This window comes from Pseudomonas iranensis (assembly GCF_014268585.2).
In the GTDB taxonomy this organism is placed as follows: Bacteria; Pseudomonadota; Gammaproteobacteria; order Pseudomonadales; family Pseudomonadaceae; genus Aquipseudomonas; species Aquipseudomonas iranensis.
Window position 1 is genome coordinate 1,971,948 of the sequence record NZ_CP077092.1, and the last position, 24,499, is coordinate 1,996,446.

At 59.4% G+C, this 24,499-nt stretch carries 24 protein-coding genes; 18 read left to right on the forward strand and 6 right to left on the reverse strand.

Translation table 11 applies throughout. From position 1 onward, the window contains the following. The first annotated feature begins 38 nt into the window (after window positions 1–38). The 7 genes from odhB to HU724_RS08790 all read left to right on the forward strand — a co-directional run bounded on the left by odhB (window position 39) and on the right by HU724_RS08790 (window position 8,124). Window positions 39–1,265, forward strand: coding sequence for a 2-oxoglutarate dehydrogenase complex dihydrolipoyllysine-residue succinyltransferase (gene odhB, locus HU724_RS08760; protein WP_024012151.1), 1,227 nt, complete (start codon window positions 39–41; stop codon window positions 1,263–1,265). 108 nt (window positions 1,266–1,373) lie between these two features. Next, window positions 1,374–2,810 carry a dihydrolipoyl dehydrogenase gene (gene lpdA / locus HU724_RS08765; RefSeq protein WP_016773678.1) on the forward strand — a complete coding sequence of 479 codons (1,437 nt, stop codon included), beginning with the start codon at window positions 1,374–1,376 and terminating at the stop codon, window positions 2,808–2,810. A 182-nt stretch (window positions 2,811–2,992) separates the two neighbouring features. After that, window positions 2,993–4,159: an ADP-forming succinate--CoA ligase subunit beta gene (gene sucC / locus HU724_RS08770; protein ID WP_016773679.1), complete on the forward strand. Its 1,167-nt coding sequence runs from the start codon at window positions 2,993–2,995 to the stop codon at window positions 4,157–4,159. Beyond that, complete coding sequence (gene sucD, locus HU724_RS08775; protein ID WP_016773680.1) at window positions 4,159–5,043, forward strand: succinate--CoA ligase subunit alpha; 885 nt, start codon at window positions 4,159–4,161, stop codon at window positions 5,041–5,043. Before sucC ends, sucD begins: the two co-directional genes overlap by 1 nt. 361 nt (window positions 5,044–5,404) lie before the next feature. Next, window positions 5,405–6,718, forward strand: a complete 1,314-nt coding sequence (brnQ, locus tag HU724_RS08780; protein WP_016773681.1) for a branched-chain amino acid transport system II carrier protein — start codon at window positions 5,405–5,407, stop codon at window positions 6,716–6,718. A gap of 267 nt (window positions 6,719–6,985) precedes the next feature. Further along, window positions 6,986–7,723 carry a DUF599 domain-containing protein gene (locus HU724_RS08785; protein ID WP_016773682.1) on the forward strand — a complete coding sequence of 246 codons (738 nt, stop codon included), beginning with the start codon at window positions 6,986–6,988 and terminating at the stop codon, window positions 7,721–7,723. Beyond that, a complete protein-coding gene (locus tag HU724_RS08790; RefSeq protein ID WP_186565924.1) occupies window positions 7,723–8,124 on the forward strand; it encodes an MAPEG family protein in 402 nt (133 codons plus the stop codon). Before HU724_RS08785 ends, HU724_RS08790 begins: the two co-directional genes overlap by 1 nt. Before the next feature lie 61 nt (window positions 8,125–8,185). Here HU724_RS08790 and HU724_RS08795 read toward each other — a convergent pair whose 3' ends face one another. After that, window positions 8,186–8,422 (reverse strand): hypothetical protein, encoded by a 237-nt coding sequence (locus HU724_RS08795; RefSeq protein WP_007959016.1) that lies wholly within the window; start codon window positions 8,420–8,422, stop codon window positions 8,186–8,188. 158 nt (window positions 8,423–8,580) lie between these two features. Here HU724_RS08795 and HU724_RS08800 point away from each other — a divergent pair, with 158 nt between their 5' ends. From HU724_RS08800 to HU724_RS08815, 4 genes are all read left to right on the forward strand, one after another. Then, entirely contained in the window at window positions 8,581–9,057 is a 477-nt protein-coding gene (locus tag HU724_RS08800) for a PaaI family thioesterase (RefSeq protein ID WP_186565922.1), read from the forward strand. Next, window positions 9,054–9,506 (forward strand): PaaI family thioesterase, encoded by a 453-nt coding sequence (locus HU724_RS08805; protein WP_073472701.1) that lies wholly within the window; start codon window positions 9,054–9,056, stop codon window positions 9,504–9,506. Before HU724_RS08800 ends, HU724_RS08805 begins: the two co-directional genes overlap by 4 nt. Before the next feature lie 82 nt (window positions 9,507–9,588). After that, on the forward strand, window positions 9,589–11,493 hold the full coding sequence (gene htpG / locus HU724_RS08810) for a molecular chaperone HtpG (RefSeq protein WP_071171478.1): 1,905 nt from the start codon (window positions 9,589–9,591) through the stop codon (window positions 11,491–11,493). A gap of 69 nt (window positions 11,494–11,562) precedes the next feature. Beyond that, window positions 11,563–12,291, forward strand: coding sequence for a dienelactone hydrolase family protein (locus tag HU724_RS08815; protein WP_110645094.1), 729 nt, complete (start codon window positions 11,563–11,565; stop codon window positions 12,289–12,291). A gap of 202 nt (window positions 12,292–12,493) precedes the next feature. On the opposite strand, the gene HU724_RS08820 is transcribed toward HU724_RS08815, so the two are convergent. Together HU724_RS08820 and HU724_RS08825 are read right to left on the reverse strand one after the other, a co-directional pair. Beyond that, window positions 12,494–13,360, reverse strand: a complete 867-nt coding sequence (locus tag HU724_RS08820) for a pirin family protein (RefSeq protein ID WP_186565920.1) — start codon at window positions 13,358–13,360, stop codon at window positions 12,494–12,496. Between the two features lie 61 nt (window positions 13,361–13,421). Continuing rightward, window positions 13,422–13,838 (reverse strand): OsmC family protein, encoded by a 417-nt coding sequence (locus HU724_RS08825; protein ID WP_016773690.1) that lies wholly within the window; start codon window positions 13,836–13,838, stop codon window positions 13,422–13,424. Window positions 13,839–13,967: 129 nt separating this feature from the next. Between HU724_RS08825 and HU724_RS08830 the strand changes: the two genes are divergently transcribed. Together HU724_RS08830 and HU724_RS08835 are read left to right on the forward strand one after the other, a co-directional pair. Beyond that, window positions 13,968–15,014 (forward strand): amidohydrolase family protein, encoded by a 1,047-nt coding sequence (locus HU724_RS08830; protein ID WP_189691320.1) that lies wholly within the window; start codon window positions 13,968–13,970, stop codon window positions 15,012–15,014. A 139-nt stretch (window positions 15,015–15,153) separates the two neighbouring features. Beyond that, window positions 15,154–16,779, forward strand: a complete 1,626-nt coding sequence (locus tag HU724_RS08835) for a methyl-accepting chemotaxis protein (RefSeq protein WP_186565916.1) — start codon at window positions 15,154–15,156, stop codon at window positions 16,777–16,779. A gap of 191 nt (window positions 16,780–16,970) precedes the next feature. On the opposite strand, the gene HU724_RS08840 is transcribed toward HU724_RS08835, so the two are convergent. The 3 genes from HU724_RS08840 to purM are packed head-to-tail and all read right to left on the reverse strand — an operon-like array spanning window position 16,971 to window position 19,401. Next, a complete protein-coding gene (locus HU724_RS08840; protein WP_016773693.1) occupies window positions 16,971–17,684 on the reverse strand; it encodes a DUF3108 domain-containing protein in 714 nt (237 codons plus the stop codon). A gap of 8 nt (window positions 17,685–17,692) precedes the next feature. After that, window positions 17,693–18,343, reverse strand: coding sequence for a phosphoribosylglycinamide formyltransferase (purN, locus tag HU724_RS08845; protein ID WP_122691595.1), 651 nt, complete (start codon window positions 18,341–18,343; stop codon window positions 17,693–17,695). Beyond that, the gene (gene purM, locus HU724_RS08850; protein ID WP_016773695.1) at window positions 18,343–19,401 is read right to left on the reverse strand and encodes a phosphoribosylformylglycinamidine cyclo-ligase; all 1,059 of its coding nucleotides are present in this window, start codon (window positions 19,399–19,401) and stop codon (window positions 18,343–18,345) included. Before purM ends, purN begins: the two co-directional genes overlap by 1 nt. A 372-nt stretch (window positions 19,402–19,773) precedes the next feature. On the opposite strand from purM, the gene HU724_RS08855 reads away from it, so the two are divergent. The 5 genes from HU724_RS08855 (at window position 19,774) to HU724_RS08875 (ending at window position 24,412) form a co-directional block, all read left to right on the forward strand. Continuing rightward, window positions 19,774–20,832, forward strand: coding sequence for a DUF2066 domain-containing protein (locus HU724_RS08855; protein WP_186565914.1), 1,059 nt, complete (start codon window positions 19,774–19,776; stop codon window positions 20,830–20,832). 34 nt (window positions 20,833–20,866) lie between these two features. Beyond that, the gene (locus HU724_RS08860) at window positions 20,867–21,940 is read left to right on the forward strand and encodes an AI-2E family transporter (protein ID WP_130887144.1); all 1,074 of its coding nucleotides are present in this window, start codon (window positions 20,867–20,869) and stop codon (window positions 21,938–21,940) included. Window positions 21,941–22,146: 206 nt separating this feature from the next. Then, complete coding sequence (hda, locus tag HU724_RS08865; protein WP_007919828.1) at window positions 22,147–22,851, forward strand: DnaA regulatory inactivator Hda; 705 nt, start codon at window positions 22,147–22,149, stop codon at window positions 22,849–22,851. 191 nt (window positions 22,852–23,042) lie between these two features. Further along, entirely contained in the window at window positions 23,043–23,660 is a 618-nt protein-coding gene (locus HU724_RS08870; RefSeq protein ID WP_186565912.1) for a C40 family peptidase, read from the forward strand. Window positions 23,661–23,875: 215 nt separating this feature from the next. Beyond that, on the forward strand, window positions 23,876–24,412 hold the full coding sequence (locus tag HU724_RS08875) for a C40 family peptidase (RefSeq protein ID WP_041479547.1): 537 nt from the start codon (window positions 23,876–23,878) through the stop codon (window positions 24,410–24,412). The last annotated feature ends 87 nt before the right edge of the window (window positions 24,413–24,499 follow it).

Below are 24,499 nucleotides of genomic sequence, written 5' to 3' on the forward strand. Positions count from 1 at the left end.
CGCGCTGACTGAAACCGAATTTTAAGGACCCACAGATAATGGCTATCGAAATCAAAGCCCCGTCATTCCCGGAATCGGTTGCCGATGGCACCGTTGCCACCTGGCACAAGAAACCAGGTGAGGCCGTCAAGCGTGACGACCTGATCGTCGACATCGAAACCGACAAAGTCGTGCTCGAAGTGTTGGCTGAAGCGGACGGCGTGCTGGGCGCAATCGTTGCCGAAGAGGGCGCTACCGTTCTGTCGAACCAGGTCCTGGGCTCGATCGAAGAGGGCGGCGCTGCTGCTGCCGCTCCTGCCGCCGCTGCTGCTCCGGCTGCTACTGCCGCTGCCGCACCGGCTGCTGCCGATGGCGAAGATGACCCGATCGCAGCTCCTGCCGCTCGCAAGCTGGCTGAAGAGAACGGCATCAACATCGCTTCCGTTGCCGGCACCGGCAAGGGCGGTCGTGTGACCAAGGAAGACGTGGTAGCAGCAGTTGCTGCGAAGAAAGCCGCTCCGGCTGCCGCACCTGCCAAGGCTGCTGCTCCTTCGGCTGCTGCGCCTGTGTTCGCTGCCGGCGACCGCATCGAGAAGCGCGTACCGATGACTCGCGTGCGTGCCACCGTGGCCAAGCGTCTGGTTGAAGCCCAGTCGAACATGGCGATGCTGACCACGTTCAACGAAGTCGACATGACCGAAGTCATGGCTCTGCGTTCGAAGTACAAGGACCTGTTCGAGAAGTCCCACAACGGCGTACGCCTGGGCTTCATGTCGTTCTTCGTGAAAGCGGCCACCGAAGCGCTGAAACGCTTCCCGGCTGTCAACGCGTCGATCGACGGCGGCGACATCGTTTACCACGGCTATGCGGACATCGGCGTTGCCGTTTCCAGCGACCGTGGCCTGGTGGTACCGGTTCTGCGTAACGCCGAGCTGATGAGCCTGGCTGAAATCGAAGGCGGCATCGCAACATTTGGCAAGAAAGCCCGTGACGGCAAACTGTCGATGGACGAGATGACCGGTGGTACCTTCACCATCACCAACGGTGGTACCTTCGGTTCGATGATGTCGACGCCGATCGTCAACCCGCCGCAGGCAGCGATCCTGGGCATGCACAACATCATCCAGCGTCCGATGGCCATCAACGGTCAGGTCGTGATCCGTCCGATGATGTACCTGGCGCTGTCCTACGATCACCGCCTGATCGATGGCAAAGAAGCTGTGACCTTCCTGGTGACCATCAAGAACCTGCTGGAAGATCCGGCTCGTCTGTTGCTGGATATCTAAAAAGCAGCTGCAAGCTTTCAGCTACAAGCCTCAAGCTCAAGGCGAGCGGGTGGGCTTGCAGCTTGAAGCTTGCGGCTTGTAGCTTTATTGCTAAAGAGGATTTTTTGAATGTCGCAGAAATTTGACGTAGTAGTGATCGGTGCCGGCCCTGGTGGCTATGTAGCGGCCATCAAGGCTGCTCAGTTGGGCCTGACCACTGCCTGCATCGAGAAGTACACCGACGCAGAGGGCAAGCAAGCCCTGGGCGGTACCTGCCTGAACGTGGGTTGCATTCCTTCCAAGGCGCTGCTCGACAGCTCGTGGAAATACAAGGAAGCCAAAGAGAGCTTCAACGTTCACGGTATCTCGACCGGCGAAGTCAAAATGGACGTCGCTGCGATGGTTGGCCGCAAGGCTGGCATCGTCAAGAACCTGACCGGAGGCGTTGCCACCCTGTTCAAGGCCAACGGCGTTACTTCGATCCAGGGCCACGGCAAGCTGCTGGCCGGCAAGAAAGTCGAAGTCACCAAGCCGGACGGTTCGGTTGAAGTCATCGAAGCGGAAAATGTCATCCTCGCGCCAGGTTCGCGTCCGATCGACATTCCACCGGCTCCGGTTGACCAGAAAGTCATCGTCGATTCGACTGGCGCTCTGGAGTTCCAGTCCGTACCTAAACGTCTGGGCGTGATCGGCGCTGGCGTGATCGGTCTGGAGCTGGGTTCGGTATGGTCGCGTCTGGGTGCAGAAGTGACTGTGCTCGAAGCACTGGACACTTTCCTGATGGCAGCGGACACCGCTGTTTCCAAGGAAGCGCTGAAAACCCTGACCAAACAGGGTCTGGACATCAAGCTGGGCGCTCGCGTTACCGGTTCGAAAGTCAACGGCGAAGAAGTCGTCGTCAACTACACCGATGCCAACGGCGAACAGACCATCACTTTCGACAAGCTGATCGTTGCCGTTGGTCGCCGTCCGGTGACCACTGATCTGCTGTCTGCCGACTGCGGCGTGGAAATCGACGAGCGCGGTTTCATCGCGGTCGATGACCATTGCGTCACAGCTGTACCGGGCGTCTTCGCCATCGGTGACGTGGTTCGCGGCATGATGCTGGCCCACAAGGCTTCGGAAGAAGGCATCATGGTTGTCGAGCGCATCAAGGGCCACAAGGCTCAGATGAACTATGATTTGATCCCTTCGGTTATTTATACTCACCCGGAAATCGCGTGGGTTGGCAAAACCGAGCAGGCGCTGAAGGCCGAAGGCGTTGAAGTCAACGTCGGCACCTTCCCGTTCGCCGCTTCCGGCCGTGCCATGGCTGCCAACGATACCGGTGGTTTCGTCAAGGTCATCGCCGATGCCAAGACCGACCGCGTATTGGGCGTGCACGTGATTGGCCCGAGCGCTGCAGAACTGGTTCAGCAGGGCGCGATCGGTATGGAGTTCGGCACCAGCGCTGAAGACCTGGGCATGATGGTTTTCTCCCATCCGACCCTGTCTGAAGCCTTGCACGAAGCTGCTCTGGCAGTGAATGGCGGCGCCATTCACATTGCCAACCGCAAGAAGCGTTAAGACATAATAAGAAACCACGGCGGCAACGGCCCGTCGTGAGCCTTGCGAGCAAGACTCACCGCGGAATGTCCGCCGGACGCAGTCTTGCGTAGCCCAGCTACGCAAGCAGCAGTCACAGGTGGCGCGGCACTCAAACGAGCGCAGCGCCGAATGCGCAGTACCTAACGAAGACGGTAAAAAGCATGAATCTTCACGAGTATCAGGGTAAGCAGCTGTTCGCTGAATACGGCCTGCCAGTTTCCACTGGTTATGCAGTAGACACCCCGGAAGCAGCAGCAGAAGCTTGCGACAAGATCGGCGGCAACGAGTGGGTCGTCAAAGCCCAGGTTCACGCCGGTGGTCGCGGTAAAGCGGGCGGCGTAAAGCTGGTTCGCAGCAAAGAAGACGCCAAAGCCTTCGCACAGCAGTGGCTGGGCAAGCGTCTGGTGACTTACCAGACTGACGCCAATGGCCAGCCAGTCACCAAGATCCTGGTTGAATCGTGCACTGATATCGCTAAAGAGCTGTACCTGGGCGCTGTCGTTGACCGTTCGAGCCGTCGCATCGTGTTCATGGCTTCCACCGAAGGTGGCGTGGACATCGAGAAAATCGCTCACGACACTCCAGAAAAAATTCTCAAGGCCACTATCGATCCACTGGTTGGCGCTCAGCCATCCCAGGGTCGCGAGCTGGCATTCCAGCTGGGTCTGGAAGGCAAGCAGGTCACTCAGTTCGCCAAGATCTTCGTAGGTCTGGCCAAGCTGTTCAAAGACCACGACCTGGCTCTGCTGGAAGTGAACCCGCTGGTGATCAAGGCTGACGGCGATCTGCACTGCCTCGACGCGAAGATCAACATCGACGCCAACGCCATGTACCGTCAGCCTAAGCTGAAGGCTTTCCACGATCCGTCGCAGGACGATCCGCGCGAAGCGCACGCTGCCAAGTTCGAACTGAACTACGTAGCCCTGGAAGGCAACATCGGCTGCATGGTCAACGGTGCCGGTCTGGCCATGGGTACCATGGACATCGTCAACCTGCATGGCGGCAAGCCAGCCAACTTCCTCGACGTAGGTGGTGGCGCTACCAAGGAACGCGTTACTGAAGCGTTCAAGATCATCCTGTCCGACCAGAACGTCGCGGCAGTACTGGTCAACATCTTCGGCGGCATCGTTCGCTGCGACATGATTGCCGAAGGCATCATCGGCGCTGTGAAAGAAGTCGGCGTGAAAATCCCGGTTGTTGTTCGCCTTGAAGGCAACAACGCTGAGCTGGGCGCTAAAGTACTGGCAGAAAGCGGTTTGAACATCATCGCTGCAACCAGCCTGACCGACGCTGCTCAACAAGTTGTCAAAGCTGCGGAGGGCAAATAATGAGCGTCCTGATCAATAAAGACACCAAAGTTATCTGCCAGGGTATTACCGGTTCGCAAGGTAGTTTCCACACCCAGCAAGCCATCGAATACGGCACCAAGATGGTTGGTGGCGTAACTCCAGGCAAGGGCGGCACCGAGCACCTGGGTCTGCCAGTGTTCAACACCGTTAAAGACGCAGTAGCTGCCACTGGCGCTACCGCCAGCGTGATCTACGTTCCGGCTCCGTTCTGCAAGGACTCGATCCTGGAAGCGGCATTCGGCGGCATCAAGCTGATCGTCTGCATCACCGAAGGCATTCCTACCCTGGACATGCTGGACGCCAAAGTTAAGTGCGACGAGCTGGGCGTAGTCCTGATCGGCCCTAACTGCCCAGGCGTGATCACCCCAGGCGAATGCAAGATCGGCATCATGCCAGGTCACATTCACTTGCCAGGCAAGGTCGGTATCGTTTCGCGTTCCGGCACCCTGACCTACGAAGCTGTGAAGCAGACCACTGACGCCGGTTTCGGTCAGTCGACTTGCGTCGGCATCGGCGGTGACCCGATCCCGGGTTCGAACTTCATCGACATCCTGAAGCTGTTCCAGGAAGACCCGAAGACCGAGGCGATCGTGATGATCGGCGAGATCGGCGGTTCGGCTGAAGAAGAAGCGGCTGCCTACATCAAGGCAAACGTGACCAAGCCGGTTGTTTCCTACATCGCTGGTGTGACTGCTCCTCCGGGCAAGCGCATGGGCCATGCTGGCGCAATCATCTCTGGCGGCAAAGGCACTGCAGACGAGAAATTCGCTGCGCTGCAAGACGCAGGCGTAAAAACCGTGCGTTCGCTGGCAGACATCGGCAAGGCCTTGGCCGAGCTGACTGGCTGGGAAGTGAAGAAGTAAGCTTCGGCTGACTTTTTAGCTCCAGCAACAAAGGCCACCTTCGGGTGGCCTTCGTCGTTTCAGAGCAGCGGCAAGCTTCAAGCGGCTAGCTGCAAGATAGAAGCTTGCAGCTTGAAACTTGTAGCTTGCAGCTGCTTTTCTTATGTAAACGCGACACGGAAATGTCGCGTATCGGATAGTTCGCCCTCCAACAGTGCGTTTGTCAGCCAAATTCGTTAGGCTGGCAGCCATTTTTGCGTCCGCCGCCCACAAGGCAGCCACGCGCTTTAAGGGTCAGTCCCATACGGATCGACAGCATTTCCCTAATCCAACAGGGCAATCCCCCTCTAAATTCCGATTTCAGTAGTGTGGTATTTCCTTAATGAAAGTTTTGAAAGGTCAGGACATCCTGGCACTTGGTTTTATGACGTTTGCCCTGTTTGTCGGGGCCGGTAACATTATCTTCCCGCCGATCGTCGGCTTGCAGGCCGGACCTCACGTCTGGATGGCCGCGCTGGGCTTTCTGATCACCGCCGTAGGTTTGCCGGTAGTCACCGTGGTGGCGCTGGCCAAGGTCGGCGGTGCCATGGATGCGTTGAGCAGCCCGATCGGCAAGATCGCTGGCGGTATCCTCGCGGCGGCATGCTATCTGGCTGTGGGGCCGCTGTTCGCCACTCCGCGTACCGCGACCGTATCCTTTGAAGTGGGTCTGGCGCCATTGACCGGTGAAAGCCCGCTGGCGCTGTTCCTCTACAGCTCGGTGTACTTCCTCTTGGTGTTCTTCATTTCGCTCTACCCTGGGCGTTTGCTGGATACCGTGGGCCGCTTCCTCGCGCCGCTGAAAATCATTGCGCTGGCAGTACTGGGCATCGCCGCGTTCGCCTTGCCGGCGGGTGACATCGGTCACGGCACTCCAGAGTATGTGGCGGCACCGTTTTCCCAAGGCTTCATCAATGGTTACCTGACCATGGATACCCTCGGCGCACTGGTATTCGGCATCGTTATCGTCAATGCGATCCGCTCCCGTGGCGTCGAGTCGCCGGCGCTGATCACCCGTTACGCGATCATCGCCGGGCTGATTGCCGGCGTGGGTCTGGCGCTGGTCTACGTGAGCCTGTTCCGCCTCGGTTCCGGCAGCCATGAAGTCGCGGTCGGCGCCACCAACGGCGCGGCGGTGTTGCATGCCTACGTGCAGCACACCTTCGGTTCGCTGGGCAGCGGTTTCCTTGCGGTGCTGATCTCGCTGGCCTGTCTGGTCACGGCGGTCGGTCTGACCTGTGCCTGCGCTGAATACTTCAGCCGTGTGCTGCCACTGTCCTACAAGACGCTGGTGATTATCCTCGCGGCGTTCTCGCTGCTGGTCTCCAACCTCGGTCTGACCAAACTGATCGCCTTCTCGATTCCGGTACTCACCGCGATCTACCCGCCGTGCATCGTTCTGGTCGCGCTGAGCTTCTGCAAGGATTTCTGGCATGAGCACGGGCGCATTCTTGGCCCGGTGATGCTGGTTTCCTTCGTTTTCGGCACCATCGACGCCCTGAAAGGCGCTGGTCTGGCTGACTGGATGCCAACTCAGCTGACCCATCTGCCGCTGAGCGAGCAGGGTCTGGCGTGGCTGGTGCCGTGCGTGATGACCCTGGTGGTCGCCGTGGTCTGCGATCGCCTGCTGGGCAAGCGCAGCGAAGTCACTGCCTGACGTGATTCGGACCCGCCACAAGTGGGTCGAGCACGGTTAAACAGAAATGCCCCGTATCAATCGATACGGGGCATTTTTTATGCGCGGGAGGCAGTGTCTTTTTTGCTGAGCTAACGTCGAAGGGTTGCCGAAATCGTCATGTGGAAGCGAGCCCGCTCGCGAAAGCGTTGTGTCAGCCGCCATGAGTGTTGGGTAGTACGCCGCTTTCGCGAGCAGGCTCGCTCCCACAGGTCATTCATACCGTGATCACATCTCACAAGGAATTGCATGTCGTTCATCCAAGCCAATCTGATCCACCTGCTCGCCGCCGTCTGGTTTGTCGTCTGCTGGGGCGGTTACACCCGTTATGCCACTTGGAAGGCTCGCGATACGGCGTGTCTGGCCAGTGTGTTGCACCTGTACCGCGAGGACTGGATGCGCCGCATGCTGCTGCGTGACAACCGCATCGCCGATGCCAGCGTGATCGGCAATCTGGAGCGCAACGCCTCGTTCTTCGCGTCCAGCACGTTGATCATCCTCGCCGGTATTCTCACCGTGCTCGGCGCGTCCGACCGAGCCGTGTCGTTGTTGGCGGATATTCCGATGGTGCAGCAGGCGTCGCAGGGCATGTCGGAGATCAAGTTGCTGTGCCTGGCACTGGTGTTCGTCTATGCGTTCTTTACTTTCAGCTGGTGCATGCGCCAATACAACTTCGCTGCGATTCTGGTCGGTTCAGCGCCGATGATCGGCGAGCGCCAAGTGACCGAGCAGGAACGCAAGGCGTTCGCTTCACGGGCGGCGCGGGTGATTTCGATGGCGGCCAACCAGTTCAACTTCGGCCTGCGTTCTTATTACTTCGGCATGAGCATGCTGGCGTGGTTCGTCAGCCCGTGGCTGTTCATGATCATGAGCGCGGGCGTGGTGGTGGTTTTGTATCGCCGCGAGTTTCATTCCGACGTTCTCGATGTCATGGTCTATACCCCTACAGAGGCGCCCGTCCCTGAGGCAAACAAAGAGGCTGTTTGATGAGTATTCCGTTCTGGTGTGTGTTTATCAGTGCTTTATTGATCTACGTGGCGCGCATGCCGGTGGCCAAGGCCATGAAAGAGCAGGGCGGGTATGACAATCACTTGCCGCGGCAGCAGCAGGCGCAGTTGACCGGCTTCGGTGCGAGGGCGCTGGCGGCTCATCAGAACAGCATCGAAGCCTTCATCCTCTTCGCCGTCGGCGTGCTGATGGCGCATACCACGCAAACCACGGGTTGGCTGATCGATGCGCTGGCGATCATCTTCGTGATCTCGCGAGTGTTCTATCTGTGGTTCTATCTGGCCGACCTGGCGAAGTTGCGCAGCCTGATGTGGCTAGTTGGCTTCATCTGTTCGTTGTTGCTGATGATTAGTCCGACTTTTAGAACCGTGTTGCTCTAACCGGTAAATCGCAGGCAAAAGAAAACCCGCACTTGGCGGGTTTTCTTTCACACCAGAAAGCTTATTGCTTTTTGGCGGCTTCTTCTTGAGCAGCGGCGTTCGATTCAGCCTGAGCTTTGGCAGCTTCGGCGTTTTCTTTTGCTGCGTCGTTCACTTTATCCTGAGCTTTGTTCATGTCTTGCTGAGCTTGCTCAGCATGTTGGTTGGCATCTTGAGCTTTGTCCTCGGATTTTTTATCGCAGGCAGCGAGACCGAGGGAAGCGGTCAACATCAAGGCAATAGCTAAAGTCTTACGCATGGGGTGTATCTCCTTATGGAAAATAACTACTGGCCTTAAGAACTCGGCGCTACGGGTTAAGTTCCTCAATTGTTTCAGATATATAAGTTTGTTTTATCACGGAACTTTTGCCGCTTTTCTCACTACTGGCACAAGGCCCAAACGCGAGTAATTATCACATGGCCGAAAACCCCGTTTTTGAGCGCGCGACGCGCTTTTTATCGGCATTGCGCCACTGTCAGGTCTTGGGTCTGCAAGTGCACAGTGCTTCCAGTGAAGGGCTGACGGTGATCCTGCCGTACAGCGAAAAAATCGTCGGCAATCCCGAAACCGGAGTCATCCACGGCGGTGCCATCACTTCATTGATGGATACTGCATGCGGCATGTCGACCCTGTGCGTGCTGCCAGAGTTCGAAGTCTGTCCGACCCTCGATCTGCGTATCGACTACATGCACGCCGCTGAACCGCACAAAGCGGTGTACGGCTTTGCCCAGTGCTATCGCGTCACCACCGACGTGATCTTTGCCCGTGGTTTTGCCTACCAGGACGATCCCGAGCAACCGATTGCCCACGTCGTTGGCACATTCATGCGCATGGGCATCGGTCTGAAGGGCAGCAAGGGTTTCGCGGGCGCGATCAAGGGAGCGAGGCAATGAGCAACGATCTCAGGGAGCAGCTGCAACAGGCCCATGCACAGGGCGATTACACGCCGCTGCTGGCACTGATTCCTTATGCCGGGCTGATCGGTATCGAATGTTCGCGGGTCGGCGATGAACTCTTGTTCAAGCTGCCGGCGAACAAGGACAACATTGGTAACCCTTTATTGCCAGCGATCCACGGCGGCGTGATTGCCGGCTTCATGGAGCTGGCAGCAGCCCTGCATTTGCTGATTTTTACCGGCACGCCGGGTGTGCCGAAGATCATCGATTTTTCCCTCGATTACCTGCGCGCCGGGCAGTTCCGCGACACTTGGGCCAGGTGTCAGGTCTGCCGTCAGGGCCGTCGCGTCGCTAACGTAGCGGTAACTGCCTGGCAGAGTACCGAGGCCGAACCGATCGCCACCGCCCGCGCGCACTTCAAAATTGATGAGCCCTTGAAATCCTGAACAGCGCCCCCAACTCAGATGACAACCCGCCGCAGACCATTTCGGGTCGCGGCCACTGCCATCTGATTGGAGTTTGATGACCATGAGTGTGGAAACTCAAAAGGAAACCCTGGGCTTCCAGACCGAGGTAAAGCAGCTGCTGCACCTCATGATCCATTCGCTGTATTCGAATAAGGAAATTTTCCTTCGCGAATTGATCTCGAACGCCTCTGACGCTGTCGACAAGCTGCGCTTCGAAGCCCTGGCCAAGCCGGAGTTGCTCGAAGGTGGCGCTGACCTGAAAATCCGTGTGAGCTTCGACAAGGACGCCAAGACCGTCACCCTCGAAGACAACGGTATCGGCATGAACCGTGACGATGTGATCACCCACCTGGGGACCATCGCCAAATCCGGCACCGCCGACTTCATGAAAAACCTGTCCGGCGATCAGAAGAAAGATTCGCACCTCATCGGCCAGTTCGGTGTCGGCTTCTACTCGGCCTTCATCGTTGCCGACAAGGTTGATGTTTACAGCCGTCGCGCCGGCACTGCCGCCAGCGAAGGCGTGCACTGGTCGTCGAAAGGCGAGGGCGAGTTCGAAGTCGCCACCATCGACAAGCCAGAGCGCGGTACCCGCATCGTCCTGCACCTGAAATCCGGCGAAGACGAATTCGCGGATGGCTGGCGTCTGCGCAACATCATCAAGAAGTACTCCGACCACATCGCTTTGCCGATCGAGCTGCCGAAGGAAGTCACTCCGGCCGAAGGCGAAGAGGCTCCAGCCGTTGAGTGGGAAACCGTCAACCGTGCCAGCGCCCTGTGGACCCGTCCGCGCACTGAAGTCAAAGACGAGGAATACCAGGAGTTCTACAAACACATCGCTCACGACTTCGAAAATCCGCTGTCGTGGAGCCACAACAAGGTTGAAGGCAAGCTTGAGTACAGCTCGCTGCTGTACGTGCCGGCCCGCGCGCCGTTCGACCTGTATCAGCGTGAAGCGCCGAAAGGCCTGAAGCTGTACGTGCAGCGTGTGTTTGTCATGGATCAGGCCGAGTCGTTCCTGCCGCTGTACCTGCGCTTCATCAAAGGCGTGGTCGATTCCAACGACCTGTCGCTGAACGTGTCGCGTGAAATCCTGCAGAAAGATCCGATCATCGATTCGATGAAAACCGCGCTGACCAAGCGTGTGCTCGACATGCTGGAAAAACTGGCGAAGAACGAGCCTGAGCAATACAAAGGCTTCTGGAAAAACTTCGGTCAGGTCATGAAAGAAGGCCCGGCAGAAGACTTCGCCAACAAAGAGAAAATTGCCGGTCTGCTGCGTTTCGCATCGACCCAGGGCGACGACGGCGAGCAGGTTGTCGGTCTGGCTGACTACCTGGCCCGCGCCAAGGAAGGTCAGGACAAGATCTACTACCTCACCGGCGAAACCTACGCGCAGGTCAAGAACAGCCCGCACCTGGAAGTCTTCCGCAAGAAAGGCATCGAAGTGCTGCTGCTGACCGATCGCATCGACGAGTGGCTGATGAGCTACCTCAGCGAATTCGACGGCAAGACGTTTGTCGACGTGGCGCGCGGTGACCTCGATCTGGGCAACCTGGACTCGGAAGAGGACAAGAAAGCCGCAGAAGAAGTCGCCAAGTCCAAAGAAGGCCTGGTCGAGCGTCTGAAAACTGCGCTGGGTGATTCCGTGGCTGAAGTCCGCGTATCCCATCGTCTGACCGATTCGCCGGCCATTCTGGCCATCGGCGAACAGGACCTGGGCCTGCAAATGCGCCAGATCCTCGAAGCCAGCGGGCAGAAAGTCCCGGACTCGAAGCCGATTTTCGAATTCAACCCGAGCCACCCGCTGATCGAGAAACTCGATGGCGAGCAGAGCGAAGAGCGTTTTGGCGACCTGTCGCACATCCTCTTCGATCAGGCCGCCCTGGCGGCGGGCGACAGCTTGAAGGATCCGGCCGCTTACGTGCGCCGGCTGAACAAGCTGCTGGTTGAACTGTCGGTTTGATCACGTTGTAGGAAAAACCCGCTTCGGCGGGTTTTTTCGTTCTGGTGTTTACTCAATCAGGAGTCAGAAATGAGCCAAGTCACTGTACGTTCCGTGGTCTATCAGATTGACGGCCAGGCCTATGAAGGTCGCCTGGCGTTCGACGCCGAGCATAAGGCTGCGCGCCCGGGTTTGCTGATGGCGCCGAACTGGATGGGCGTCAGCGCCGGTGCCGAAGACATCGCCAAAGCCGTAGCGGCCAAGGGTTACGTGGTGCTGATCGCGGATGTCTACGGCCAGAGCGTGCGTCCGCAGAACGCTGATGAGGCGCTGGCAGCAATGATGCCGCTCAAGGACGACCGCGCGCTGTTGCGCAAACGTCTGCAAGTGGCTTTCGAGCAGTTGCAGAGCCAGGGCGAAGCGGCGGTCGATACGTCGAAACTGGCGGTGTTCGGTTTCTGCTTCGGTGGTTGCTGTGCGCTGGACCTGGCTCGCACCGGCGCGCCGGTAAAAGCGGCGGTGTCGTTCCACGGCACGCTGGATTCGCCGAACCCGGCGGATGCGCAGAACATCAAGGGCTCGGTGCTGGTGCTGCATGGCGCGTCCGATCCATTGGTGCCAAAAGAGCAACTGCCGGCGTTCGAAGAGGAAATGAACGCGGCTAAGGTCGACTGGCAACTGCTCAGCTACGGCGGCGCGGTGCACTCGTTTACCGATCCGCATGCCAACGTACCGGGCAAGATGATGTACGACGAAAAGACCGCCAAGCGCGCGTTCAAGTCGATGCATGATCTGCTGGATGAAGTGTTCAACGGTTAAAAGCGAAAAGCGAAAAACCCCTCACCCTAGCCCTCTCCCGGAGGGAGAGGGGACTGATTGGGGGGGGCTCGGGAGTGGCGTCGACCTGAACGTGAATAGGCGAATCCATAATCGCCGAGATTTTTCAGGTCGATGTATAACGCAAGACGCCTCGGTCGGCTCCCTCTCCCTCTGGGAGAGGGCTGGGGTGAGGGTAAGCGGCCTAGCGCGGTAGTTCGATCCGCTCGATTTCCCCCGGCACCGTCGGCCAATCCTTGGCCGCCCATTTGCGCCGTGCCTCATCAATCGCCGCCGGATCGCTGGCAACAAAATTCCAGTTGATCCGCCTCGGACCGTCCAGCGCCGCGCCGCCGAACACCACCGCGTGCACATCGCTTTCGGCAAACAGGCTCATCTCTTCTCCGGCTGGCAACACCACCAGCGCATGCGGCTCGATCGCCTCGCCATTCAATTGCGCATCACCGCTCAACACATACACCGCGCGTTCTTCATGCTCGGTGGGAATCAGCAGGGTGGTCGCGGTCTGCATCTTCACTTCCGCATACAACGTAGGAGAAAGCACCGGCACCGGCGATTCCAGGCAAAAGCCTGACCCGGCAATCATGCGAATCTGCACGCCAAGGTTATCGCTGAGCGGCAACGTCGCTGCCGGGTGATGACTGTAATGCCCCGGGCCCTGTTCCTGTGCCTTGGGCGAGGCCAGCCAGACTTGCAGGCCGTGCAGGGTGAAGGTCTCGGCGAGCAGTGGCGCTGGCGTACGCTCGACGTGGGCGATGGCGCTGCCGGCGGTCATCCAGCTGACATCGCCGGCACCGACCACTTGATCGGAGCCCAGACTGTCCTTGTGCTGCAATTGCCCTTCGAACAGATAGGTAAGTGTCGACAGGCCAATGTGCGGATGCTGTCGGATGTCCATACCTTTGCCCGTCGGATAAATCGTTTCGAGCATGTGGTCGAAAAACACGAAAGGCCCGACGTTGCGGCATTTGGCTGACGGCAGCGGGCGCAGAATCGGCTGGCCTTCGACGTCTTCGGCGCGCGGGCGGATGATCAGGAGTGGCGTGTCCATGGTGCATTCCAGGCTGAGCGGGTGATGCCAGAAGCATAACCCGCCGCTGGCATCAGGAGGATTATTGGCTGTCGAAGCCTTGTGGTGCGTGAGTTTCGATGCTGACTTCGCTGGTGGTCATCAATTTGTGAATCGGGCAGCGATCGGCCACACGCAGCAGTTCCTCGCGCTGGGCGTCAGTCAGCACGCCTTTGAGCGTCAGGGTGACATGCAGGGCGTATTTGCCTTTCTGTTCCTGGCTGTTGTCGCGCTTTACCTCGACTCCTACGCCGGTCAGCGGGATGTCTTTTTTCTTCGCATACATTTTCACAGTCAGCGCTTTGCAGGCGCCCAGCGCAGCGTCGAAGTAATCGTGTGGCTCTGGCGCGGTGCCTTCACCCCCGGCGGTTTTCGGTACATCGGCAAACAATTCGTGGTCGTCGATCTGGACGGTGTGACGAAAACCTTCGGCGGAGACGGTATTGACGGTAACAGTCATGGAAACCTCACAGGCGGCAGGAAAAATCGTTCGATCAAAGCAGACCTTGCAGTTATAAAGCATTCCCGGCAGTGGGCGTTCCGCTTTTCCGCAGGGATGAACCCTTGTCGTTCGGGCGCGGTCTAGGCTATGCCCATCTGCCGGAGATTACTTGTGTCCTTGTCTCGTCTGAGTCTTGCCTGTCTGCTGCTGTTCGCTGGCAGCGCCAGTGCCCGCGAATACACCTACAGCGATGCGCACCTGCATTACGTGGATTTTTTCCAGGAAAGCGCCGGCATGCAGAAACTGCTCACGGCCATGAAGGACAATTCCATCGAGCACGTGATGATTTCCGGGATTCCCGTGGCGAAGAAATGGCATGAAGACGAACCCAAGCGCCCGCGCTATTACGCCGGTGATGACGCCGATGCCTATTGGTACAGCGCCACCGATGTGATCATTGCCGACGCGGTGGAAAAACTTGCGCCGGAGCAGCGCCAGTACTTTCATCCGTTCCTGTCCGGCTTCAATCCCAATGACAAGAATTCCGCCGCGCACATTCAGCGCATGCTCGACCTGTATCCGGGTTTGTGGCAGGGCATCGGCGAGGTGTTCACCCGGCACGATGACCTGACCGCGCTGACCTCCGGCGACACACCCCGGGCCAACAACGAGGCGATGACCAGGATCTATCACCTCGCCGCGGAAAACGACCTGCCGGTGATGCTGCATTCCAACATCACCTCCAAGCGTGAGAAAAATCCGTTGTACCTGAAAGAAGTCGAAGAGCCGCTGCGCAATCATCCGCATACGCGATTCATCTGGGCGCATGCCGGCACCAGCGCCGAGATCCATCGGCATCAGACCCAGATGCCGTTTCTCCTGCCAACCCTGACGCGCATGCTGGAGGCTTATCCGAATCTGTTTATCGACCTGTCGTGGAGCATGCTCACGCCGTATCTGCTGGACGAGCAGGGCAAGCCCCGCGCCGAATGGCTGGCGCTGGTGGAAAAGTATCCCGAGCGCTTCATGCTCGGCTCTGACGTGGTAGGACGGTTCAACAAGCTCGGTCAGGAAATGCACAGCTACAAGCCATTTCTCGATGCGCTGCCGGAAGCGGTGGCGCGCAAAGTCGCGCGGGATAACTTCCTGGCAATCTTGCCGCGCAATACAGGTAAACCCGCTGCTCCGCGCTGAAACGTCAAAAGCCATGGGGTCGGACTAGCCGCTCGTCTGCCTATCGCTTTTTCGTCTTACGCAATTTCAGGGCAATGCCGATACCTTCTAAAGCAACCCGCTGCAGGCTGATGCAGCGCTTTTGGAAGGAGCCAGAGTGATGAATATCCGTAGTCTCAATATTGCCCCGCGTGCCGGTCTCGGTTTTGGCCTGCTCGCCTTGATGGTGTTTGCCCTCGGCGCGTTCGCCTTGCTGCAAATGTCGAACATGCGTGCGCAGTCCGATGTAGTCGACAACAACTGGCTGCCAAGCGTGATGGCGGTGGGTGAGATGAGTCAAGACATGCTGCGCCTGCGTGCCTTGACCATGCGCCTGTTGCTCAACCGTGATCCCAAGGCCCTGGAGCAGAATGTCGCCAAGCTCGACGAACTGCGCAGCGGTCTGAGTGAAGCGCAGCAGCGTTATGACGCGTTGATCGTTTTGCCGGAAGAGCGCGCGCTGTTCGATCGCTTCAAGGTTGCCGAGCACAAATACCTGGAACTGCAGGCGCAAGTCCTGCAGCTGTCAGCGCAGAATCGGGTGGCAGATGCTTCGGCGATTCTCAATGATCAGATGAGTCCACTGGCCGATGAGATTGCTGTGACTCTGCGCGATCTGGTCGAGATGAATAAACACAATGCCAACCTGGCCACCGAGGCTGCACGCTTGGTATTCAGTCAGTCGCGGGTGTGGGTCGGGGTTATGATCGCCATGGCTGCGCTGATTACCATTGGCCTGGCATTGCTGCTGACGCGCAGCATCGTCGTGCCATTGTCGCAATCACTCGGCGTGGCTGAAGTAGTGGCGGCGGGGGATTTGACCGGCGACATTCACATCGTTGGCAAAGACGAGCCGGCGCGCCTGCTGCAAGCGCTGAAAAGCATGCAGCACAATCTGCGCGACACGATCCGCCGAATCTCCGAGTCGTCCACGCAATTGGCCTCGGCTGCCGAAGAACTCAGCAGCGTCACTGAAGACGCCACTCGCGGCTTGCATCAGCAAAGTCAGGAAATCGAACAGGCCGCCACTGCGGTCAACCAGATGACAGCAGCGGTGGAAGAGGTGGCGAACAACGCCGTGGCCACGTCTGAAGCTTCCCGCGAATCCGACCGCATCGCCCGCCAAGGGCGCGAGCAAGTGCAGCAGACAGTGACGTCGATCGAGTTTCTTGCCGGCGACGTCACCAACAACGCAGCGCAGGTCGAGGCGCTGGCGCAAAAGGTTCATGGCATCAGCAAAGTGCTGGACGTGATTCGCTCGATTGCCGAACAGACCAACCTGCTCGCCCTCAACGCCGCGATCGAAGCGGCGCGCGCCGGCGATGCCGGGCGTGGCTTTGCGGTGGTGGCTGATGAAGTGCGCGCGTTGGCTCATCGCACCCAGCAGTCGACCCAGGAAATCGAGCAGATGATCGGCGGGATTCAGCAGGGCACCGATTCGGCGGTCAGTTCGATGCAGCAGAGCAACTCAAGGGCGCGCTCGACCCTCGAGCTGGCGAAGAGCGCAGGCTCGGCCCTGGACGAAATTGCCTCGGCGTTTACCTTGATCAACGAGCGCAATCTGGTCATCGCCAGCGCCTCGGAAGAGCAGGCGGCGGTGGCGCGCGAGGTGGATCGCAACTTGATGAATATTCGTGATCTGGCAATGCAGACATCGGCGGGGGCCAATCAGACCAGTGCGGCGAGTCAGGAGTTGTCGAAGTTGGCGGTGGATCTGAACGGGATGGTGGCGCGGTTTTCTGTCTGACCGCGCAATCCATTGCAATTAAAACCTGTGGGAGCGAGCCTGCTCGCGAAAGCGCAGTGTCAGCCAGTGAAAAGGTTGGCTGAGCAGACGCCTTCGCGAGCAGGCTCGCTCCCACGGGGATTGTTGTGTTTGCGTAAACTGCGGGCAATAAAAAGCCCCGCATTCGCGGGGCTCTTTGTTCTTGCGACGGATCAGCTGCCTTTGACAGTCTTGCCGTTGACCGTACCGTCCTGGAGCATGATGTTGTACTCCTTGCCGTCAGTCTCGACCTGTTGCAGGCGCACCAGCAGGTAATCCCAGTCCTTGGCGAACCACAGCACGGTGATGCGCTTGCTTTGTGTCGGATCGCGCACGCGTTCGACCTTGATCGCGTCGATCTGGCCGGCCTTGGTGTCGACCTTTTCCGAACCCAGCACGCGGAAGTCGTAGGTATCGACTTCGCCATCATCAACCACCTGATAGCTCATGCTTTTCTTGCCGGCGGCAACGTCGTGCTGCAGCGCCAGTTGGTAGGTCGACTTGTCGACCATGCCGCGGTTCAGCGGGATTTTCACCGCGTCGCCACGGTCGGTCCCGGTCACCAGTTTATTGGCCCAGTCGAAGTCCAGATCAGCTTTTTTCGCTTTGCCCAGACCGCCACGTTCAAAGTGGTAGGACTGCGGCAGCAGGGTGTCCTTGTCCAGCTTCAGTGTGCTTTCTTCAGTCAGGCTGGCTATCATCATCGAGGCCTTGAAGCTGAGTTTCCAGACGCCGTTGGCTTCCTTGGTCAGGCTGCGTTCGGCGGTGCCGCTCATGGGCAGCTGCTTCCAGTCGGCGGTGTAACTGGCGGAGAACGGTTGAAGGTCCGCTGCCTGCGCGAAGGGCAGGGCGAGCAGAGCGCAAGCGAAGAGCAGGGCGCGACGCATAATATCTCCTAGTGTCGAATCAAGTGGCCGCTGGCGGCGAGTAACTGGCCGTCAAGTAAAGCACCCTGGTCGCCGAGTGTCAGCCTGCCTTCGGCAAACCAGCGTACTGCCATCGGGTAGATCAGGTGTTCCTGAGCGTGGACTCGTTGCGCCAGACTCTGCGGCGTGTCGTGCAACTCTACCGGTAATACTGCTTGTACGACCAGTGGTCCGCCATCGAGTTCCTCGGTGACGAAGTGCACGGAGCAGCCATGTTCCGTGTCGCCGGCCTCCAGCGCGCGCTGGTGAGTGTGTAACCCTTTGTATTTGGGCAGCAGCGACGGGTGGATGTTGAGCAGGCGACCCTGGTAGTGGCGCACGAAATCAGCGCTGAGAATGCGCATGAAGCCGGCCAGTACCACGAGTTTGGGGTTGAATTGGTCGATCAGTTCGATCAGTGCGGCATCGAAGGCCTCGCGGCCCTCGAATGCTTTGTGATCCAGCGAGCGGGTGGCGATACCCGCGTCGCGGGCGCGTTGCAGGCCGTAGGCGTCGGCGCGGTTGGAAATCACCGCAGCGATGCGGACCGGGCTGTCGCCGGTCCGCGTGCTGTCGATCAGAGCCTGCAAGTTACTGCCGGTGCCGGACAACAGCACCACGACATCACAGGGCTTTGGCATCAGTGAGCCTTGAGGTTCTTCAGCTCGACCTGCGCAGCGCCTTCGGCGGCCACGGCGATCTGACCGATGACCCAAGGCTGCTCGCCAGCGTCACGCAGAGTGTTCAGGGCCACTTCGACGTGCTCCTGAGCCACGCAGATGACCATGCCGACGCCGCAGTTCAACACGCGGTGCATCTCGGTTTCATCAACGTTGCCTTTCTCTTGCAGCCAGTCGAACACGGCCGGGCGAGTCCAGCTGGCCACATCAACTACAGCCTGAGCGCCTTTTGGCAGTACGCGCGGGATGTTGTCGAGCAGGCCGCCACCGGTGATGTGCGCCATGGCCTTGACCGCGCCAGTGTCCTTGATCAGCTTGAGCAGTGGCTTGACGTAGATGCGGGTCGGGGCCATCAGCAGGTCGGTCAGCGGTTTGCCGTCGAGCTGGGTGTTTTCGATGTCGGCGCCGGACACTTCGATGATCTTGCGGATCAGCGAGTAGCCGTTGGAGTGCGGGCCGGACGATGGCAGGGCGATCAGGGCGTCACCGGTGGCGACTTTCGAGCCGTCGATGATTTCCGCTTTTTCCACGACGCCGACGCAGAAGCCGGCCAGGTCGTAGTCTTCGCCTTCGTACATGCCTGGCATTTCAGCGGTTTCGCCGCCAACCAGCGAGCAACCCGACAGTTCGCAGCCAGCGCCGATGCCGGTAACCACTTGGGCAGCGGTGTCGACATTCAGTTTGCCGGTGGCGTAGTAGTCGAGGAAGAACAGCGGCTCGGCGCCGCATACCACCAGATCGTTGACGCACATGGCGACCAGGTCGATGCCGATGCTGTCGTGCTTGTTCAGGTTCAGCGCCAGACGCAGCTTGGTGCCGACGCCGTCGGTGCCGGACACCAGCACCGGCTGCTTGTAACCGGCCGGGATTTCGCAGAGGGCGCCGAAACCGCCCAGGCCGCCCATGACTTCCGGGCGCGCAGTGCGCTTGGCGACGCTCTTGATGCGTTCGACCAATGCTTCACCGGCGTCGATGTCTACACCGGCGTCCTTGTAGCTCAGGGAGGGTTGCTTGCTCATGATCCAGGCCTTTAGGGGAGGGGATTCAGGGGTTACGACCGAGTTCAGCGGGAACATCGAACTCGATGGGCGATCGCCTCACGCGAGTTTCGAGGGGCCCGGCTGTTGCCGGTCTGCGAAGGCGCGCGATTTTATCAGGCTTGAGGGGCAGCGGCCATCCTCGCACCGACGGGCAGGGCCATATCGGCGGAAATTTTTTGCAATCGCAGGGTATGACTGCCTGTATAAGGTATGGCGATTAACCGTCTATCGTTAGGACTGTGCAAAAACTTACCGCCACCGTGTGAATGTTTTGCCAGGGGAGGGGGTCACAGCCTTGCTCAAATGGTTCACGCGGCGTGTTCCAGCCGCTCCTGTCGACGGGAATTTTCCATGCGTTTTTGTAAATTGTTATTTGTAGGCTGCCTGACGCTGGTCAGCCTGGCGAGCCATGCCGAAAACCTCAAAGGTCTGTATCAGGTGCGTCAGCCAGTCAACGGCCAGGCGCCGCAAGAGCGTGATCGCGCCACGCAGGCGGCGCTCGATACCTTGGTGCTGCGCCTGACCGGCGACCCGAAAGCCGCGCAGAACCCGGGGCTGGCACCGATTCGCAAGGATCCGCAGCAAATCATCAGCCAGTTCGGTTTCGATGCCGGGCCACCGGAAGTGCTGAAAGTCGACTTCGATCCGGCAACCACCGAGCAGGCCTTGCGCCGGGCCGGGTTGCCGGTGTGGGGCGCCAGTCGACCGTCGATCCTCGGCTGGTGGCTGAACGATTCGACTGAAGGTGCGAGCCTGGTCGGTGATGGTCAGGCCGCAGCCGCAACGTTGCGCACGGCCGCGCAACATCGCGGTTTGCCACTGCGCTTGCCGCTGGCTGATCTCAGCGAGCAATTGGTTGCCACCGCACCCGCGCTGGAAAGCGCTGATCCGGCGCCCCTGCGCAGTGCTTCGGAACGCTACAACGCTGACGCCTTGCTGGCGGTGCACGCGCGCGAAGAGGGCGGGCAGTGGCAGGCGAAATGGCGCTTGTGGCTCGGTGATCAGAAAGAGGCCGGCAGCGTGCAGGGCGCCGATCAGGCCGCCGTTGCCGATGCGGTGATGCTGGCGGTGGCCGAGCGTCTGGCGCCGCGATTTGTCGCCAAGCCCGGCGCGTCGGGTCAGCAGACTCTGGAAGTGCAGGGCATGAATCTGGAGCACTATGCAGCGCTGCTGCGGTTACTCGAACCGTTCGGCGTGCGTCTGCAAAGCGTGCAGGGTGATCGCATCGTCTACCGGGTCAATGGCAGCGTCGATCAATTGCGCGCGCAATTGTCGCTGGCGAAGTTGCAGGAGCTGCCGGCCGAAGCGCCGGCTCCGGTGGCGCCTGCCCAGTCTGCGGCTGACGGTGCGCCTGCGGTGGCAGCGCCAACCCCGGCAGCGGCTGCGCCGTCGTTGCGGTTTCGCTGGTAAGTCTTTCCTTATATAGAAGCATCAGGAGTGGTAAATGGCCGATACGCGGCGTTGGTTCTGGCTCGGTGGGGTAGTCCTGCTTTGCGCGTTTGTATGGTTGCTGCACCCGATCCTCACGCCGTTTCTGGTCGCGTTGTTGCTGGCTTATCTGTTCGACCCGCTGGTGGATCGTCTGGAACGGCTCGGGCTGTCGCGAACCTGGGGTGTGATCGCCGTGTTTGCCTTGTTCACCTTGATCGTCACCGCGTTGCTGCTGGTGCTGGTACCAATGCTCGCCAAGCAGTTGCTGCGTCTGTACGAGCTGGCGCCGCAGATGCTCGACTGGTTGCAGCACACCGCTGTGCCGTGGGCGCAAGCGAAACTGGGGCTGTCGGACGGCTTCTGGAAATTCGATAAGGTCAAAGCTGCGATCAGCGAGCACATGGGCCAGACCACCGACATCGTCGGCGTGGTGCTGAGTCAGGCGACGGCCTCGAGCCTGGCGCTGATCGGCTGGCTGGCAAACCTGGTGCTGATTCCGGTGGTGAGCTTCTATCTGTTGCGCGACTGGGACGTGATGATGGGCAAGATCCGCAGCCTGCTGCCCCGTGATCGCGAAGAGCGCGTGGTTTCGCTGGCGGGCGAGTGCCACGAAGTGCTCGGCGCGTTTGTGCGCGGGCAGTTGCTGGTGATGGTTGCGTTGGGGGTGATCTACGCGGCTGGCCTGATGATCGTCGGTCTCGAGCTGGGGCTGTTGATCGGCTTGATTGCCGGGCTCGCGGCGATCGTGCCGTACATGGGTTTTGTCATCGGCATTGGCGCGGCGCTGATCGCCGGATTGTTCCAGTTCGGTGGCGATCTGTACCCGATGGTCGGGATTGTCGCGGTGTTCATGGTCGGTCAGGCACTGGAAGGCATGGTGTTGACGCCGCTCCTGGTCGGGGATCGGATCGGCTTGCACCCGGTGGCGGTGATCTTCGCGATCCTCGCTGGCGGCGAGCTGTTCGGTTTCACCGGCGTTCTGCTGGCGTTGCCGGTGGCGGCGGTGATCATGGTGCTGGTGCGTCATGTCCACGACTTGTATAAGGATTCCGGGATCTACAGCGGCGTTGACGAACCTGAGCTGTGATGGCGCGGGCGGCCCGGCGCTTGGCCGGGCTGCCCCGTTTCGTTCGGGCGAGGGCGCCAGAGAATCTGCCATCAAACCGCTGCGTCAACGCAAACCTTTGATTTTGCTTGGGGTCTGTCGCATTGTGCGCTCAGCCTCACGGGTATAAACTTCGCCAACTTTACACAGAGGCCACTAACGGTTCCTTTGAGAACTGTTCAGTCAGCATGAAACCGATTCAGCTGCCCCTAGGTGTGCGTCTGCGTGACGACGCCACCTTCATCAACTACTACCCAGGCGCCAATGCCGCTGCACTCGGCTATGTCGAGCGTCTCTGCGAAGCCGACGCCGGGTGGACGGAGAGCCTGATCTACCTGTGGGGCAAGCACGGCGTCGGGCGCACGCATCTGTTGCAGGCCGCGTGCCTGCGCTTCGAGCAGATGGGCGAACCGGCGGTGTATCTGCCGCTGGCCGAGTTGATGGACCGCGGCGTGGAAATCCTCGACAACCTTGAACAGTACGAACTGGTCTGCCTGGATGACTTGCAGGTGATTGCTGGCAAGGCGGACTGGGAAGAGGCGATGTTTCATCTGTTCAATCGTCTGCGTGACAGCGGCCGGCGCCTGCTGATCGCCGCGTCCACTTCGCCGCGCGAACTGCCTGTGAAGCTGGCTGACCTGAAATCCCGCCTGACCCTGGCGCTGATCTTCCAGATGCGCCCGCTCTCCGATGAAGACAAATTGCGTGCGTTGCAATTGCGCGCATCCCGTCGCGGTCTGCACCTGACCGATGAAGTCGGGCACTTCATTCTCACTCGCGGCACGCGGAGCATGAGCGCGCTGTTCGATCTCCTCGAGCAGCTTGATCAGGCTTCCTTGCAAGCGCAACGCAAGCTGACCATTCCCTTCCTCAAGGAAACTCTGGGCTGGTAGTAGTGGGCTTTTGCCAGCTTTCAGGCGCCAGAAAACCCGCGTCCCTGCGCCGATTCACCGGCCAGACGAGTTACGCGCTTAGATGTAAACGCGAAACCGGGAAGTCACATAAAGTTCGATTGAATTTGCAAATGAGGACGATAGCGGGCATAGTCTCGGCTTCTTTACAACTACCAGCCACGGTCGTGCCCATGCTAAAGCGCTTCGCACCCCTCGTGCCTCTCGCACTCGTTACCCTGTTATTCGGTTGTGCTGCTCATTCTCCGGTTCAAGAGCCGCCGCAACAGGTCAAGAATTCTACTACCGCCCAGTCTTCCGTTATTTACCAGGAAGAGCTGGACACCGAAAAAGAACTCAACCAGTTCAACGGCAGCAAGCCTTATCAGCTTCCTGTACTGGCTGACAGCATCCTCGAACGCGGCATGTCCCTGATCGGTACCCGTTACCGTTTCGGCGGTACCTCTGAAGCCGGCTTCGATTGCAGCGGTTTCATCGGTTACCTGTTCCGCGAAGAGGCGGGCATGAACCTGCCGCGCTCCACTCGCGAAATGATCAACGTGGATGCGCCGCTGGTTTCGCGCAGCAACCTTGAGCCGGGTGATCTGCTGTTCTTCGCCACCAATGGTCGTCGCGGTCGTGTCAGTCACGCCGGCATCTACCTGGGTGACAACCAGTTCATTCACTCCAGCAGTCGTCGCAGCGGCGGTGTTCGCATCGACAGCCTGGGTGACAGCTACTGGAGCAAGACCTTCATCGAAGCCAAGCGTGCACTCGCCATGGCGCCGACCGTGGTCACCGCTCGCAAGTAAGCCCGATGTCGATGCGTTCGCGGCGACAATACGGCACGGCAGCGGAGTAGACGTAAACTTTACAAGGTGAAGTTAAAGTCTTACTTGAAGTTTGCCGCGTAGCCGCTAGAATCCTGAATCTATATTGATGGCAAACCGCCTGCGTGATGACGCAGGCGGTTTTGTTTCTGTCCATTCGGCAGAGAAAGCCGCAGCCAGATCAGGATGTTCTGCTTATGACGATGTCGGCCCGCCTCACCTTGATCCTTTGCGCCGCGCTGCTCAGCGCCTGCGCCAGCCGCACACCGCCGCCAGCCCCCGTGGTTCGCGCGCCGATCGTGTTCGCTCCCTCCCAGGCTTTTTCCCCCGTTGCTGAAGACGTACTGTTCCGTGCCCTCGGCCTGGTCGGTACACCGTATCGCTGGGGCGGCAACACGCCAGATTCCGGTTTCGATTGCAGTGGTCTGATCGGTTTCGTCTACCGCGACGCGGCGGGAATTTCGCTGCCACGCTCGACCCGCGAAATGATCGTCATGCAGGCGCCGAATGTCGGCAAGGAAGGCTTGCAGACCGGCGACCTGATTTTCTTCGCCACCAATGGCGGCTCGCAGGTCAGTCATGCGGGGATTTACGTCGGTGAGGGGCGCTTCGTGCACGCACCGGCCACGGGCGGCACGGTCAAGCTCGACAGTCTGTCGAAAGCGTATTGGCAGAAGGCGTATCTGAGCGCCAAGCGAGTGTTGCAGCCGGGGCAGCTGGCGCATAACCCGTAGTAAAAATCGCAGACATTCTAATGTGGGAGCGAGCCTGCTCGCGAAAGCGGTGTATCAGCCAATTCAATGGAGGCTGACACTACGCAT

What these genes read in the sequence shown, in the direction of transcription:
- HU724_RS08835 (WP_186565916.1), top strand. Translation starts at nt 15,154, where the DNA reads ATGAATATCCGTAGTCTCAATATTGCCCCGCGTGCCGGTCTCGGTTTT.
- hda (WP_007919828.1), top strand. Translation starts at nt 22,147, where the DNA reads ATGAAACCGATTCAGCTGCCCCTAGGTGTGCGTCTGCGTGACGACGCC.
- HU724_RS08840 (WP_016773693.1), bottom strand. Translation starts at nt 17,684, where the DNA reads ATGCGTCGCGCCCTGCTCTTCGCTTGCGCTCTGCTCGCCCTGCCCTTC.
- HU724_RS08790 (WP_186565924.1), top strand. Translation starts at nt 7,723, where the DNA reads ATGAGTATTCCGTTCTGGTGTGTGTTTATCAGTGCTTTATTGATCTAC.
- HU724_RS08870 (WP_186565912.1), top strand. Translation starts at nt 23,043, where the DNA reads ATGCTAAAGCGCTTCGCACCCCTCGTGCCTCTCGCACTCGTTACCCTG.
- HU724_RS08785 (WP_016773682.1), top strand. Translation starts at nt 6,986, where the DNA reads ATGTCGTTCATCCAAGCCAATCTGATCCACCTGCTCGCCGCCGTCTGG.
- htpG (WP_071171478.1), top strand. Translation starts at nt 9,589, where the DNA reads ATGAGTGTGGAAACTCAAAAGGAAACCCTGGGCTTCCAGACCGAGGTA.
- HU724_RS08825 (WP_016773690.1), bottom strand. Translation starts at nt 13,838, where the DNA reads ATGACTGTTACCGTCAATACCGTCTCCGCCGAAGGTTTTCGTCACACC.
- lpdA (WP_016773678.1), top strand. Translation starts at nt 1,374, where the DNA reads ATGTCGCAGAAATTTGACGTAGTAGTGATCGGTGCCGGCCCTGGTGGC.
- HU724_RS08820 (WP_186565920.1), bottom strand. Translation starts at nt 13,360, where the DNA reads ATGGACACGCCACTCCTGATCATCCGCCCGCGCGCCGAAGACGTCGAA.
- sucD (WP_016773680.1), top strand. Translation starts at nt 4,159, where the DNA reads ATGAGCGTCCTGATCAATAAAGACACCAAAGTTATCTGCCAGGGTATT.
- HU724_RS08805 (WP_073472701.1), top strand. Translation starts at nt 9,054, where the DNA reads ATGAGCAACGATCTCAGGGAGCAGCTGCAACAGGCCCATGCACAGGGC.
- purM (WP_016773695.1), bottom strand. Translation starts at nt 19,401, where the DNA reads ATGAGCAAGCAACCCTCCCTGAGCTACAAGGACGCCGGTGTAGACATC.
- HU724_RS08860 (WP_130887144.1), top strand. Translation starts at nt 20,867, where the DNA reads ATGGCCGATACGCGGCGTTGGTTCTGGCTCGGTGGGGTAGTCCTGCTT.
- sucC (WP_016773679.1), top strand. Translation starts at nt 2,993, where the DNA reads ATGAATCTTCACGAGTATCAGGGTAAGCAGCTGTTCGCTGAATACGGC.
- HU724_RS08875 (WP_041479547.1), top strand. Translation starts at nt 23,876, where the DNA reads ATGACGATGTCGGCCCGCCTCACCTTGATCCTTTGCGCCGCGCTGCTC.
- HU724_RS08855 (WP_186565914.1), top strand. Translation starts at nt 19,774, where the DNA reads ATGCGTTTTTGTAAATTGTTATTTGTAGGCTGCCTGACGCTGGTCAGC.
- HU724_RS08830 (WP_189691320.1), top strand. Translation starts at nt 13,968, where the DNA reads ATGCCCATCTGCCGGAGATTACTTGTGTCCTTGTCTCGTCTGAGTCTT.
- brnQ (WP_016773681.1), top strand. Translation starts at nt 5,405, where the DNA reads ATGAAAGTTTTGAAAGGTCAGGACATCCTGGCACTTGGTTTTATGACG.
- HU724_RS08795 (WP_007959016.1), bottom strand. Translation starts at nt 8,422, where the DNA reads ATGCGTAAGACTTTAGCTATTGCCTTGATGTTGACCGCTTCCCTCGGT.
- purN (WP_122691595.1), bottom strand. Translation starts at nt 18,343, where the DNA reads ATGCCAAAGCCCTGTGATGTCGTGGTGCTGTTGTCCGGCACCGGCAGT.
- odhB (WP_024012151.1), top strand. Translation starts at nt 39, where the DNA reads ATGGCTATCGAAATCAAAGCCCCGTCATTCCCGGAATCGGTTGCCGAT.
- HU724_RS08815 (WP_110645094.1), top strand. Translation starts at nt 11,563, where the DNA reads ATGAGCCAAGTCACTGTACGTTCCGTGGTCTATCAGATTGACGGCCAG.
- HU724_RS08800 (WP_186565922.1), top strand. Translation starts at nt 8,581, where the DNA reads ATGGCCGAAAACCCCGTTTTTGAGCGCGCGACGCGCTTTTTATCGGCA.